A 13,243-nucleotide genomic window follows, 5' to 3' on the forward strand; every position below is an offset into this window, starting at 1 on the left:
GAGGCGAAGACCGGGACCCAACCCTCCGGTGCTCTGAGCCGGCCAGCATGGCCCCGACCGCCGGGGCCGCCCCTCAACCCTCGACGCACCCGACGGTTGGGTCCCGGTCTTCGCGTGTCGCGAAACCGGGATGACAACGATTGGGGAAGTGGGCGCCCTGGATGACGCGCGCGGAAATGGCTGGACTGACCTAACGTCGGGGGCGGAAGGTTTCCGGGAACGGCGGAAGCCGACTGGCATCACGAGGAAAGACCATGTCCGAAGCCTGGATCATCGACAGCGCCCGCACGCCGCGCGGCATCGGCAAGGTGGGCAAGGGCGCGCTGGCCGACCACCATCCGCAGCACCTGGGCGCGGCGGTCCTGGCGGCGCTGGCCGAGCGCAACGCGCTGAAGACCGAAGAGGTCGACGACATCATCTGGGGCTGCTCGTCCCAGCGCGGCAAGCAGGGCGGCGACATGGGCCGCATGGCCGCCCTCGACGCCGGCTACAACATCAAGGCCTCGGGCGTGACGCTGGACCGCTACTGCGGTTCGGGCATCACCGCGGTGAATCTGGCCGCGGCCCAGATCATGTCGGGCATGGAAGACTTGGTCATCGCCGGCGGCTGCGAGATGATGAGCTACACCGCCTCGTCGGCCCCGCCGCGCGATCCGGACGCCGGCCCGCCGCTGATGGACTCGGGCAACCTGCGGCTTCGTGCGCGGCACCCGCAGAGCCACCAGGGCGTCTGCGGCGACGCCATCGCCACCATGGAGGGCATCAGCCGCGCGGACCTCGACGCCCTGGCCCTCGTCAGCCAGCAGCGCGCCGCCAAGGCGATCGCGGAAGGCGCCTTCGACCGCGCCCTGGTGCCGGTGTTCCGCGAGGACGGCAGCCTCGCCCTCGACCACGAGGAATTCCCGCGCCCGCAGACGACCGCCGAGGGCCTGGCGGCCCTGAAGCCGTCGTTCGAGGCCATGGCCAACGTGCCGCTCGACAACAAGGGCACCACCTTCGCCGGCCTCATCAACCAGAAGTACCCCGACCTGAAGATCCAGCACTTCCACCACGCCGGGAACTCCTCGGGCGTCGTGGACGGCTCGGGCGCGGTGCTGCTGGCCTCGCCGGAGTACGCCGGGAAGAACGGCATGAAGCCCCGCGCCCGCGTGGTGGCCATGGCCAACGTCGGCGACTGCCCGACCCTGATGCTGAACGCCCCGGTCCCGGCGGCCCGCAAGGTGCTGGCCAAGGCCGGCCTGACCATCGACGACATCGACCTGTTCGAGATCAACGAGGCCTTCGCCGTCGTCGCCGAGAAGTTCATCCGCGACCTGAAGCTCGACCGCGAGAAGGTCAATGTGAACGGCGGCGCCATGGCGCTCGGCCACCCGATCGGCGCCACCGGCGCCATGCTGATCGGCACCATCGTCGACGAACTGGAGCGCCGCGACCTGAAGCGCGGCCTGGTCACCATGTGCGCCGCCGGCGGCATGGCCCCGGCCATCATCGTCGAGCGCATGTAGTGGTTCTCAGCCGCCAGCGCCGCTTCGTCACGCCCGGTCCGGAGGAGACGATCGAGGAACTGGCGGCGCGCGCCCTGCCCGGCCAGCCGCTCCAGGCGGCGGTGGACAGCATCAAGAGCTGGAACCTGCACGTCTTCGCGATGCGCCGGCCGCCCGGCCTGATGCTGGGCTCGGACGTGATCTTCGTGGAGCCGCCGGTCTCGAATGGATGAGGCGGTGATCGTCGGCGCCGACATCGTCGCCGGCCACGACGGGACGGCCGAGCTGGTGGTGCGGCTCCTGCACCCCGACGGGTCCGAGCATCCGGTGCTGCTGGACGAGGACACGGGGCTGAAACTGATGGAGGCCTGCGGGGCGGCGAGCCTGGAGGACCTCTACGGCCAGTCCTGGCGGCGGATCGTGCCGGAGAGTTAGGTTGGAATGTTCTGCTCCTCCCTCTCGATCGTCATCCCGCGGCTTGTCCGCGGGACCCATGAACACGAGAGAGGCCGATGGCCCGCAGCGTCGCCGCCGCGATCTCCCGGGCGCCACGGAGTTCATGGGTCCCGCGAACAAGTCGCGGGATGACGTACATTATTATTCAATGAGTTGACCGAGGACGCAGCTCATCAGGAGGCTTCGATGTTCGACGTGATCGTGCGGGGCGGGACGGTGGTCGACGGGACCGGCGCGCCAGGCTTCGCCGGCGACGTGGCGGTCAAGGACGGGCGCATCGCCGCCGTCGGGCAGATCTCGGGCGAAGCGCGGACCGTCGTGGACGCCAGGGGCCGCGTCGTGGCGCCCGGCTTCATCGACCCGCACACCCACTTCGACGTGCAACTGCTCTGGGACGGGGCGGCGCGCCCGGCCCTGGAGCACGGCGTCACCTGCGTGGTGCCCGGCAACTGCTCGCTGTCGCTGGCGCCGCTGAAGGCCGACGACCGCAAGGCCGTCGTCGGCATGTTCCAGCAGATCGAGGAGATGCCGCCCGAGGCCTTCACCACCGCCTTCGAATGGACCTGGGAAGACTTCGCCGGCTACCGCGCCGCCATTGAGAAGGGCCTGTCGATCAACGTCGCCCCACTGGTCGGCCACAGCGTGATCCGCCTCTGGGTCATGGGCCCGGCCTCGCAGGAGCGCGCCGCGTTCCCCGACGAGATCGCCGCCATGCAGGCGCTGCTGCGCGAGTGCCTGAAGGCGGGCGCGGTCGGCCTCTCCACCAGCTTCGTGGACCTGGACGCGCACGGCAAGCCCGTGCCCAGCCGCTATGCCCAGTTCGACGAGCTGGACGCGCTCTGCGCCGTGCTGGGCGAGTTCGGCCGCATGCTGCAGGTGGTGCCCGAGTTCTACGCCACCGACATCACCATCGCGCGGATCGACCAGCTCGCGGAGCTCTCGATCCGGCACGGCATCCCCACCACCTTCTCGCCGCTGTTCGACACGCTCGCCGTGCCGGACAACGCCGAGCGCGCCATCGCCCGCGTCGAGGAGCAGTTCGCCCGCGGCGCCCGCGTCTGGCCGCAGATGCAGACGCGGCCGATCGACATCAGCTTCAGCCTGCTGCGCCCCAGCCTGTTCTTCGCCCGGCTGCCGCGCTGGGTGCGGATCCTGCGCCAGCCGTTGGAGCAGCGCGTGGCGGCGCTCACCGACCCCGACACCCGCGCCAAGATGCTGGCCGACCTCGGGCCCGACGGCGGCGAGGCGATGTTCGGCCGCCTGGTCGCCCGCGGCGGCGACGCCTGCCCGCCCGAGTACGTCGGCAAGACCCTGTCGGAGATCGCCCGGCTGCGCGGCCAGCCGGCCGGCCTGGCGCTGATCAAGCTCTCCTTGGAGAACGGCCTGGACGTCGCCTTCCTGTCGGCCAGCCAGGGCCACCAGTCCACCGACCGCATCGGCCCGATGCTGGCCCACCCGCTGGTGCATATCGGCGCCAGCGACGGCGGGGCGCACCTGGCCTCGTTCTCGACCTACGGCGACACCGGCTACCTGTTCTCGGAGTTCGTGCGCAAGGCGGGCGCGATGAGCCTGGAGAAGGCGGTCGCCAAGATCACCTCCGAGACGGCCGACATCTGGGGCCTGAAGGACCGCGGCCGCCTCGCGCCCGGCCAGTGCGCCGACATCGTGGTGTTCGACGCCGACGCCATCGACCGCGGCGACGAACTGCCCGCCTTCGACATGCCGGGCGACGGCATGCGCTATGTCCGCGCCGCCAGGGGCGTGGACACGGTGCTGGTCAACGGCGAGGTGGCCTATGCGCAAGGCGCCTACACCGCGAGCCGCTCGGGCGTCGTCTGCGTCTGACCGTCGCTACCTCTCACCTCCCGCCACTTCGCGCGGGAGGTAAAAGAGCGCTCGCACGAGACGCGAATACTTAACGAGAAGTTAACACGCCACGCTCTCGCCATGTCGTTCGGGGCGGACGGACGCACTTTCGCCTAACATTATTGTGCAACTGGAGGAACTGACGAACTCAATCTTCTGTTGTAGGATCGCCGGCGGTGCAGAAGGTCACTGTCCCCATAGCAGGAACAAGCTTCACCGTAGAGAACGAGCCCCCGATGTTCTCAGCCGCCACATCCTCCGATCCGGGCGTCGCCCGTGAGCTCAGCAACGCCCGCACGCGCCTGGCCGTGCAGGAGCGCGAGATCCAGGAACTGAACCACCGCGTGGCCAACAGCCTGCAACTGGCCGCCGACATGCTGGTGTTCGAACAGCTCCGGTCGCGCGACCCGCAGGCCACCGCCGCGCTGGAGGCCAGCCGCGCCCGGCTCGTCGCCGTCGGCGAACTGCACCGCTACCTGCACGAGCACGCCGGCAAGGCCTCGGTCGAGCTGGCGCCGTTCCTGACGGGCCTCTGCCAGGCGATCGCCGCCTCGACGGGCCTGGCGTGCTCGGCGCAGGCCGACCTGACCGCCGTCTCCGGCGACATGGCCCAGCAGCTCGGCATCGCCATCAACGAGTTCGCCATCAACGCCGCCAAGCACGCCTACGACGGCAAGCCGGGCGGCCAGCTCACCGTCACCGCCCGGCGCGAGGGCTACGACCTCGTCCTCAGCGTCGCCGACGCGGGCAAGGGCCTGGCGAACGGCCTGCAACGCGCGGGCGTGGGCGGCGGCCTGGGCATGTCGATCGTCGCCGCCATCGTGCGCGACCTGAAGGGCGCCCTGACCGTGCAGAGCGACGCCGGCGTCTGCTTCACCATCCGCGCCCCGGTGGCGACGGCCGCGCCGCGCGTCGACCGCTCGTTCCAGGCCTGGGCGGGCGACTAAGGCCAATCAGCGCCCTTCTCCCGTAGGGGGATAAGTGGCGCGGCATGCGCCGCAGGCGCCCTGATTCCCACCACGAAGGACACGAAGATCACGAAGGGTCCGAGAAGCGCGCTGCGCCCAGCCCATCCGCGGCGCCTTCGTGATCTTCGTGTTCTTCGTGGTTGAATCGACACAGCGCTGGCGCGCCAACGCAGATCGAAGGTTCGCACGACCTCATCCGGCGCTGCGCGCGCCACCCCGGATCAAGTCCGGGGAATGACGTACTTGGTTGGGTCCGCGGTAGGTCAGGGATCCAGGTCGGCGGCGTCGGGGTACTGGCGCGACAGCCGGTCGGAGGCGACCTGCAGCAGGCGGATGGCCTCGTCCACTTCCTCGCGCTGCCGGACGAGCTGGGCCACGCGGCGCTTGTGGATCTTCAGGGCCTCGGCGTCCTGGGCGGCCGAGCCCTCCTCGTCGTAGGCGTCGAGGATGTCGCGGATCTCGGCGATGGAGAAGCCGACGCGGCGGCCGCGCATGATGAGCTGCAGGCGGGCGCGGTCCTTGTAGGAATAGACCCGCGCCGTGTCGCGCCGGGTGGGCGAGAGCAGCCCCTGCTCCTCGTAGAACCTGAGCGCCCGCGGCGTGGCGCCGAACTCGCGGCAGAGCTGGGTGATCGAATAGGTCCGGTACGGCGGACGACGCAGGTTGAGCAGCAGCGACACCTTGTTCTCCTCCCTCACAGCCCGAGCACCAGCCGGGCGATGATGTCTCTCTGGATCTCGTTGGAGCCGCCGTAGATCGAGGCGGCCCGGTTGTTCAGGTAGCGCGGCATGGCCACGAGGCCGGCCTCCGGCCCGACCGGCTCGACGTTGGAGCCGGCGAGGCGCGCGGCGGGCTGGTCGACGCCCGCGTAGGGCCCGAGCGCGGCGACGGAGATCTCGTCCACCCGCTGCATCGCCTCCGTGCCGTTGATCTTCAGCATCGAGGAGGCCGGGCCCGGGTTCCCGCCCCCCGCCAGCGCCGAGAGCACGCGGCGCTCGGAGACGTCGATGGCGGTCACCGCGATCTGCGCCTCGGCGACGCGGCGGCGATGCCAGCGGTCCTCGCCGTGGGCGGCCTCGGCGATCCTGTCCGCCCGCGCCAGCCCGACCTGGAGGCCGGGCGCCGAGCCCCCGCCCCGCTCGAACTCCAGCAGGTACTTGGCCACCGTCCAGCCCTGGTTCTCCTCGCCGACGCGGCCCGTCTTGGGCACGCGGACGTTGTCGAAGAAGACCTGGTTCACCTCATGCTCGCCGGCCAGGGTGATGATCGGCTTCACCTCGATGCCGGGCGTGTCCATCTCCAGCAGCAGGAAGGTGATCCCGGCCTGCGGCTTGCCGCCGGCGTCGGTGCGCACGAGGCAGAACATGCGGTTGGCGTGCTGGGCGTGCGTCGTCCAGATCTTCGACCCGGAGAGAACGTAGTGATCTCCGTCGCTTACGGCCTTGAGTTGGAGCGAGGCGAGGTCCGATCCACTGCCCGGCTCGGAGTAGCCCTGGCACCAGTAGTCCTCGCCCGAGAGGATGCGCGGCAGGTAGAACGCCTTCTGCCCGGGCGTGCCGTAGCCCATGATCACCGGAGCGACCATCTTCAGGCCCATCGGCGCGAGGCTGGGCGTTCCGGCGCGTGCGCACTCGGCGGCGAAGATCGCGCGCTGGACTTCGTTCCAGCCCGGCCCGCCGTACTCCCGGGGCCACGACGGCGCGGCCCAGCCCCTGGCGTGCAGGATCCTCTGCCAGGGCAGGCTGTGCTCCGGATCGCAGAAGACGGAGGTGAGCCTGCGGCCCGCCTCGCGCAGCTCGGGCGTCAGGTTCTCGTCCAGGAAGGTCCGGACCTCGTCGCGGAAGGCGAGGTCCTCGGGGCTCAGGTCCAGGTCCATCGGGGCGAAGATTGAGGCGGCCCGGAACCTAAAACAAGTTCTGAAAATCGTTGTCGCAGCGGCAACCCGTGACGGAAACCTGCAAAAAATCCTCGATCGCGGCGTCTCGTCCCATGCGTCCTCGCGCGGAGAGCGAGTAGGTTCAACGCGTGGGAGATTCTTAGCGGACGGGAGCGGGATGCGCCCGGAACACTGGCGGGCGCGCCTGACGGGCGCGGCGCTCATGCTTGCGGCCCTGTCGGGCGCGGCCACCGCCGCGCCGGAGGCGATGCTGCGCGCGCCCACGCCGAAGGAAGCGGCCGATTGGAAGCAGCTCGTCGCCGAGGCCGAGGCGGCCCGCGCCGCCGGCGACTGGAGCCGGCTGGAGAAGGTGACCCGCCAGCGCGCCGCGCTCGAGAGCAGGACCTTCGGGCCGGAAGCGCCGACCACCGCGGCCTCATGGTCCTGGATCGGCCAGGCGCTGGTGAAGCGCGGCCGCGACGCCGACGCCGAGCCCTACTTCCGGCGCGCCCTCGAAGCCTCGCGGAAGACCCTGGGCGAGCGGGACCCGCAGACCCTGCTGGCGCTCGCCAACCTGGCCGGGGTGCATGAGCGGCAGGGGCGGTTCGGCGACGCCGAGCCGCTGCGCCGCCAGCTCCTGACCGCCACGCGCGCCCTGTTCGGCGAGAGGGGGCCCGAGGCGGCCGCCGCGTCTGTGGCCCTCGCCGACGTGCTGCGCGCCGACATGAAGGCCGCCCAGGCCGAGCCCCTCTACCGCCTGGCCCTCGACATCGACACCCGCGCGTTCGGCGACAAGGACCCGCGCCTGGCGCAGGACCTGGGGAGCCTCGGGGCCACGCTGGACGAGTTGGGCCGCCACGCCGAGGCCGAACCGATGCTGCGCCGGGCGCTCACGCTGCGCCGCGCGGCTTTCGGCGAGCGCGACGCCGCCACCGCCCAGGCCTACGCCCGCGTCGCCGCCAACCTGGACGCCCAGGGCCGCCACGTGGAGGCCGAGCCGCTCTACCGGATGGCGCTGGCCACGGACCGCGACGTGCGCGGCCCGAACCATCCGGCGACCGCCGCCGACACCGCCGAGCTGGGCGCGAACCTCGCCGCGCAGGGCCGCCACGACGCGGCCGAGCCGCTGCTGCGCAGGGCGCTGGACATCCGCCGCAAGGCGCTGGGCGACAAGCACTTCGACACCGGCGTCAGCTACGCGGCGCTCGCCGACACCCTGGCCGCCCGCGGCAAGGCCCGCGAGGCCGAGAAGCTGCACAGGAAGGCGCTGGAGATCGTCGTGGCCGCTCGGGGCGAGAAGAGCCCCGCCGCCGCCGACGCGCAGGCGGGCCTGGGCGCGGACCTCACCGCCCGCAGCCGCTACGCCGAGGCGCGGCCACACCTGGAAAAGGCCCTGGAAGTCCGCCGCGCCGTCCTGGGCGAGCGGCACCCGGCCACGGCCAGGGCGCTGGATGCGCTGGCCGACAACCGGCACAGGCTGTCCGACAACGGGCAGGCCGAGGCCTACGCCTCGCAGGCCGTGGCGATCGTGCGCGCGCGCCGCAGCGCCGACCTGAAGGCCGCGGGCTCCGACCCCGACGCCGCCATCCGCCGCGCCCGCGCCGACGCCGAGGGCGGCCACGGCGAGGAGCCGGTCTTCCGCCGCTACCTGCGCGTGGCCTGGCTGGCGGCGAAGGAGCGGCCCGGCGAGTTCGGCCGGCTGCAGGACGCGGCCTTCACCGCCGCGCAGGACCTGGAGGTCTCGCCGGCCGCCCGCGCGCTGGCCCAGACCGCCGCCCGCGCCGCCTTCAGCCGCCAGGCCGCCGCCGGCGACGCCCGCGTGCGCCAGGCGCTGGCCGGCCAGGTCCGCCAGATCGAGGGCCAGCTCATCGAGGCCCTGCCGCAGAACGATCCCGCCAAGGCCGCCCGCGTCGGCGCCGCCCTCGACGCCGTGGGCCGCGAGCTCGCGGGCCTCGACGCGAAGCTCGCCAGGGACAATCCGCGATACGCCGAGATCATCGCCCCCCAGGCCCTGACGCTGGCCCAGGCCCAGAAGCGGCTGCGGCCGGGCGAAGGGCTGCTGCTGATCGTGCCGCTGGGCGACGACGTGCATGTGTTCGCGGTCTCCAGGACCCGCGTGGCCTGGAACCGCGTGGCCGGCGGCCAGGCCAGCCTGGAGAAGCGGCTGAAGGCGCTGCGCTGCCAGATGGACGACGAGTCCTGCGGCCGCATCGGCCCGCCGGGGAAGCTGCCGGCCTACGACGTGCAGACCGCCTACGGCGTCTACAGGGACCTGATCGCGCCGGTGGAAGACGGCCTGGCGGGCGTCGAGCGCCTGTTCGTCACCGCGTCGGGCGCGCTGGGCGGGATTCCGCTGGGCGTGCTGCCGGTGTCGCTGCCGCCGCAGGACCGCAACGGCGCGGCGCTGGGGCCCGTGGGCTGGCTCGCCGACCGCTACGCGCTGACCACGCTCCCCGCCGTCGCCAGCCTGCGTGCGGGCGCGCCCAGCAAGCGGCCCGCGGGCCAGCGGTGGGCCTTCGTGGGCTTCGGCGACCCGGCGCTCACCGGTCCGCAGCCGGCCGCGCGGCGCCTGGCCGATCCGAAGCAGCTCGCCGCCGCCTTCGCGCCGCTGCCGGGCTCCGCCGACGAGCTGAAGGCGATGGCCAGGACGCTGGGCGCGCCGCCGACCAGCCTGAAGCTGGGCGCGAAGGCGACCGAGACGGCGATCAAGACCTCGACCGACCTGCCCCGCGCGAACGTCGTCGCCTTCGCCACGCACGGGCTGCTCTCACGGCAGATCCAGGGCCTGGACGAGCCGGGGCTCGTGCTGACGCCGCCCGCCAGGGCGACGGCGCAGGACGACGGCGTGCTGACCGCCTCCGAGGCCGCGGCCCTCGACCTCTCCGCCGACTGGGTGATCCTCTCGGCCTGCAACACCGCCGGCGCCGACGGCCAGCCGGGGTCGGACAACCTCTCGGGGCTGGCGCGGGCCTTCCTCTACGCCGGGGCGCGCGCGCTGCTGGTCAGCCACTGGCGGGTGTTCGACGACTCGACGGCCGCGCTGACGGTGCAGACGCTCGCGATCCAGCGCGCCGACCCCAAGCTCACCAAGGCCCAAGCCCTGCAGCGCGCCATGCGCGTCGTCCGCACCGGCCGCACGCTCGACGGCAAGCCCCTGCCCGGCTGGCGGCCGGAGTGGTCCCACCCCGCCTACTGGGCGCCCTTCGTGGTGATCGCGGCCGACTAGGTCCTAGTCCGTCGCGGCGGGCCCGGCCTGGGCGGTGGCGGACTGGGCCCCGGCCGCCTTGGCGTCGAGGCCGCGCTCGACGGCCTCAAGGCTCTTGTTGATCCGCTGGATCTCTTCCGCCGTCGGCTGGCGGCGCGTGGACATCAGGACCCCCATCACCCGCTTGCGCTCGCCGCCCGGGACGTTCGGATCGACCACCGAATAGGTCCGCACCTCGCCCGCCACCGCCAGGGTGATCTTGCGTTCGGTCAGTTGCGCCTCGGTCTGCGGCGGGAAGAGGTCGTCGCCCTGGATGCGCCGGTCGACGCCGCCCAGCACCGCCGGGGCGAGGTAGGCCTCGTTGCCCGCATAGCGGCCGGTGAACGCCTGCGGCTCGCCCCACGGCCCGGTCCAGCGGTAGAAGATGTGCTGGCCCACCTGGGTCATCTTCACCAGCGTCGGCGCCCAGTACGGGGCCACGTACTGGGCGTGATAGTGCGTGGCCGAGCCCACGCCCTTGTCGACGTAGCCGTTCAGCGCCCGCTCGGCGACCGCGCGGGCCCGGGTCCACAGCGCCGCCATCGGCTTGTAGCGGAGCGAGCCGTCGCAGGTGAAGGTGAACTGGCAGCCCGTGGCGCGCGCCGAGCCCTGGTAGACCACGCCGCACACGCTCTTCGGATAGGCCGGATGACGCAGGCGGTTCAGCACGACCTGGGCGACGGCCTCCTGCCCCACCTCGGGCTCGCGGGCGGCCTCGTAGTAGACGGCCTCGCTCAGGCACTGGACGGCGCGCGCGCGATCCTCGTCGGCGCCCTTCAGGACGAAAGGCCGCATCGGCCGGATCGGCAGGGTGGCGAACGGGCGGAGCGCGTTCAGCTCCTCGGCGGTCTGGCCCTGCGCCTCCGCCTCGGTGAAGCCGAGGTCGGGCAGGTGGGCGAGGTCGAGCTTGTTCCAGCCGGTCGCGCGGCCCCAGGTGTCCGGCGCGCGCGAGCCGGGATCGTGCCGCAGCGCCAGCGCCCGCATGGCGGGGTCCATCGACGAGGCCAGCTTGTAGAGCCCCGCGTCCGAGAGCCCGCGCGAGGCGAACCGCGCCTTCTCCTTCGCGGAGAACCCGTCCCTGGGCGCGCACGCAGGACCGGCCAGCAGGGCCGTCAGGACCAGGGCGGCCCCGGCCTTCGTCCAGCCCGGACGAGACCTGTTCCAGCGCGCGGATGCCAGGGGAGCTCCCCTCCGTGGTTGACCCAAAGCCGTCGCATATAGGCGCATACCGGCGGCATTTGGACCCCCGCGGGGCAAAAACCGTGCAAGTTGCGACACTGCGGACATCTCGTCTCAGGGCGCGGCTACGCGGTTGCAACCGCCTCGGACGCATCACATCCTGGGGGCGAGAGGGGTGCTCACCGCCATGCTGCCGGCGCTTTGGCCGCTACGTCTGATCCCGCGACGCTCGCCGCCGTTCCTGACGGGGCTGGCGATCACGCTGGGCGCGCTCGCCGGCGCGGCGCTCATCCGGGGCGCGGCGCTGGGCTGGGAGAACGCCGTCGGCGCCTCGGTCACCACCCTTCCCGCGCTGATCCTGGCGACGCTCTACGCCGGGCCACGCTGGGGCTGGGGCGCGCTGACCCTGGCGGTGGTCGTCGGCTGGCACGCGCCGGTCATCGTCACGGCGCCCCAGACCTCGGTCATGATCATGTTCGTGATCTCGGCGGCGCTGACGGTCATCGTCTCCTCCAGCCTGCGCGAGGCGCTGCTGCGGCTCGACGAGGCCAACGCCACCCAGGCCGCCGCCCAGCGCACCCTGGAGGTCACCGAGAACCGCTTCCGCACCCTGGCCGACAGCGCGCCGATCCTGATGTGGGTCACCCGCAGCGACGGCCGCCGCGAATTCACCAACAAGGCCTACAACGACTTCATGGGCGCCGACTTCGTCACGGCCGCCGAGGTCGACTGGCGCAGGTTCCTCCATCCCGACGACCTCGCCCGCGTGCTGCGCGAGCAGGTGGCGGGCGAGAGCTCGCGCCGGCTCTTCACCCTGGAGGCCCGCTACCGGCGCGCCGACGGCGAGTTCCGCTGGATCCGTTCGGTCAGCCAGCCGCGCTGGGGCGCCGACGGGGCCTTCGACGGCTTCATCGGCGTGGGCTTCGACGCCACCGACGCCAAGCAGGCCGAGGACGACCTGAAGCGGATCAACGACCTCCTGGCCGAGCGGGTGCAGGAGGCCCTGGCCGGGCGCGACGAGGCCGAGGCGGCCCTGCAGCGGGCGCAGAAGCTGGAGGCCGTGGGCCAGCTCACCGGCGGCGTGGCGCACGACTTCAACAACCTGCTCACCGTCGTCATCGGCGCACTCGACCTGATGCAGCGCCATCCCAGGGACGAGGCCCGCCGCGCGCGGATGATCGAGGCGGCGCTGGGCGCGGCCCGCCGCGGCGAGCGCCTGACCCAGCAGCTCCTCGCCTTCTCCCGCCGCCAGGCGCTGAAGCCCGAACCGGTGCAGGTCGATGCGCTGCTGAAGGACTCCGAGGCCCTGCTCAGCCGCGCCGTCGGCGAGGCTGTCACCCTGATCGTCTCGCCCGCGGCCCCCGACTGCGTCGTCAACCTCGACCCCAGCCAGTTCGAGGCGGCGGTCATGAACCTCGTGGTCAACGCCCGCGACGCCACGCCCCCGGGCGGCATGATCCGCATCGAGACCCTGCCCGTGACCCTGAAAGCCCGGCAGGTCGAGGCGCTGGAGGCGGGCGAGTACCTCTGCGTGGGCGTCCACGACACCGGCGCCGGCATGGACGACGCCACCGCCCAGCGCGCCTTCGAGCCCTTCTTCACCACCAAGGCGCACGGCCGCGGCACGGGCCTCGGCCTCTCCCAGGTCTACGGCTTCGCCCGCCAGAGCGGCGGCACGGCCACCGTGGACAGCGCCCCGGGCAGGGGCGCCAGCGTCAGCCTCTATCTCCCCCGCGTCGCGGCCCCTGAAGCGGCGGCGCTCGTCGCGGCCGGCGAGGCGGAGCCGGCCCGCGGCCGCGCGCTGCGCATCCTCCTCGCGGAGGACGACGCGCAGGTGGCCGAACTGGTCGAGGACATGCTGCGCGACCTCGGCCATCAGGTCCGCCGCACCGAGCACGCCGACGCCGCCCTGGTCGTCCTGCGCGGCCGGGAGCCGGTCGACCTCCTGCTCACCGACCTCATCATGCCCGGCGACAAGTCCGGGGTGGACCTGGCCCGCGAGGCCGTCGCGCTGCGGCCCGGCCTGCCGGTCATCCTCTCCTCCGGCTACACCGGCGAGGTCCTCTCCGCCGCCGAAGACACCTCCTGGCCCCTGCTCCGCAAACCCTACGGCGCCGACCAGCTCGCCCGCTGCATCGCCGACGCGACGAAGGCGACAGAGGCGGCGTGA

The 13,243-nt window shown here is 72.5% G+C and carries 10 protein-coding genes; 7 read left to right on the forward strand and 3 right to left on the reverse strand.

Annotation, left to right across the window (positions count from 1 at the left end; genetic code table 11):
- Positions 1–254: 254 nt before the first annotated feature.
- From KF737_RS15630 to KF737_RS15650, 5 genes are all read left to right on the forward strand, one after another.
- On the forward strand, positions 255–1,505 hold the full coding sequence (locus KF737_RS15630; protein ID WP_296456726.1) for an acetyl-CoA C-acetyltransferase: 1,251 nt from the start codon (positions 255–257) through the stop codon (positions 1,503–1,505).
- Complete coding sequence (locus tag KF737_RS15635; RefSeq protein WP_296456729.1) at positions 1,505–1,717, forward strand: hypothetical protein; 213 nt, start codon at positions 1,505–1,507, stop codon at positions 1,715–1,717. Before KF737_RS15630 ends, KF737_RS15635 begins: the two co-directional genes overlap by 1 nt.
- Entirely contained in the window at positions 1,710–1,919 is a 210-nt protein-coding gene (locus tag KF737_RS15640; RefSeq protein ID WP_296456732.1) for a hypothetical protein, read from the forward strand. The genes KF737_RS15635 and KF737_RS15640 overlap by 8 nt, the downstream gene beginning before the upstream one ends.
- 207 nt (positions 1,920–2,126) lie before the next feature.
- Entirely contained in the window at positions 2,127–3,785 is a 1,659-nt protein-coding gene (locus KF737_RS15645; protein ID WP_296456736.1) for an amidohydrolase family protein, read from the forward strand.
- A gap of 257 nt (positions 3,786–4,042) precedes the next feature.
- Positions 4,043–4,753 carry a sensor histidine kinase gene (locus KF737_RS15650; protein ID WP_296456739.1) on the forward strand — a complete coding sequence of 237 codons (711 nt, stop codon included), beginning with the start codon at positions 4,043–4,045 and terminating at the stop codon, positions 4,751–4,753.
- Positions 4,754–5,037: 284 nt separating this feature from the next.
- On the opposite strand, the gene KF737_RS15655 is transcribed toward KF737_RS15650, so the two are convergent.
- Together KF737_RS15655 and KF737_RS15660 are read right to left on the reverse strand one after the other, a co-directional pair.
- The gene (locus KF737_RS15655) at positions 5,038–5,454 is read right to left on the reverse strand and encodes a MerR family DNA-binding transcriptional regulator (RefSeq protein ID WP_296456742.1); all 417 of its coding nucleotides are present in this window, start codon (positions 5,452–5,454) and stop codon (positions 5,038–5,040) included.
- Positions 5,455–5,468: 14 nt separating this feature from the next.
- On the reverse strand, positions 5,469–6,650 hold the full coding sequence (locus KF737_RS15660) for an acyl-CoA dehydrogenase family protein (RefSeq protein ID WP_296456745.1): 1,182 nt from the start codon (positions 6,648–6,650) through the stop codon (positions 5,469–5,471).
- Between the two features lie 178 nt (positions 6,651–6,828).
- Here KF737_RS15660 and KF737_RS15665 point away from each other — a divergent pair, with 178 nt between their 5' ends.
- A complete protein-coding gene (locus tag KF737_RS15665; RefSeq protein ID WP_296456748.1) occupies positions 6,829–9,876 on the forward strand; it encodes a CHAT domain-containing tetratricopeptide repeat protein in 3,048 nt (1,015 codons plus the stop codon).
- Positions 9,877–9,879: 3 nt separating this feature from the next.
- Here the strand turns inward: KF737_RS15665 and KF737_RS15670 are convergent, their stop codons facing one another.
- On the reverse strand, positions 9,880–11,100 hold the full coding sequence (locus KF737_RS15670; protein WP_296456751.1) for a cell wall hydrolase: 1,221 nt from the start codon (positions 11,098–11,100) through the stop codon (positions 9,880–9,882).
- Between the two features lie 160 nt (positions 11,101–11,260).
- Here KF737_RS15670 and KF737_RS15675 point away from each other — a divergent pair, with 160 nt between their 5' ends.
- Positions 11,261–13,243: an ATP-binding protein gene (locus KF737_RS15675; protein ID WP_296456755.1), complete on the forward strand. Its 1,983-nt coding sequence runs from the start codon at positions 11,261–11,263 to the stop codon at positions 13,241–13,243.

The sequence above is a fragment of the Phenylobacterium sp. genome (assembly GCF_019636135.1).
GTDB lineage: Bacteria > Pseudomonadota > Alphaproteobacteria > Caulobacterales > Caulobacteraceae > Phenylobacterium.

What these genes read in the sequence shown, in the direction of transcription:
- KF737_RS15630 (WP_296456726.1), top strand. Translation starts at nt 255, where the DNA reads ATGTCCGAAGCCTGGATCATCGACAGCGCCCGCACGCCGCGCGGCATC.
- KF737_RS15640 (WP_296456732.1), top strand. Translation starts at nt 1,710, where the DNA reads ATGGATGAGGCGGTGATCGTCGGCGCCGACATCGTCGCCGGCCACGAC.
- KF737_RS15645 (WP_296456736.1), top strand. Translation starts at nt 2,127, where the DNA reads ATGTTCGACGTGATCGTGCGGGGCGGGACGGTGGTCGACGGGACCGGC.
- KF737_RS15650 (WP_296456739.1), top strand. Translation starts at nt 4,043, where the DNA reads ATGTTCTCAGCCGCCACATCCTCCGATCCGGGCGTCGCCCGTGAGCTC.
- KF737_RS15660 (WP_296456745.1), bottom strand. Translation starts at nt 6,650, where the DNA reads ATGGACCTGGACCTGAGCCCCGAGGACCTCGCCTTCCGCGACGAGGTC.
- KF737_RS15665 (WP_296456748.1), top strand. Translation starts at nt 6,829, where the DNA reads ATGCGCCCGGAACACTGGCGGGCGCGCCTGACGGGCGCGGCGCTCATG.
- KF737_RS15675 (WP_296456755.1), top strand. Translation starts at nt 11,261, where the DNA reads ATGCTGCCGGCGCTTTGGCCGCTACGTCTGATCCCGCGACGCTCGCCG.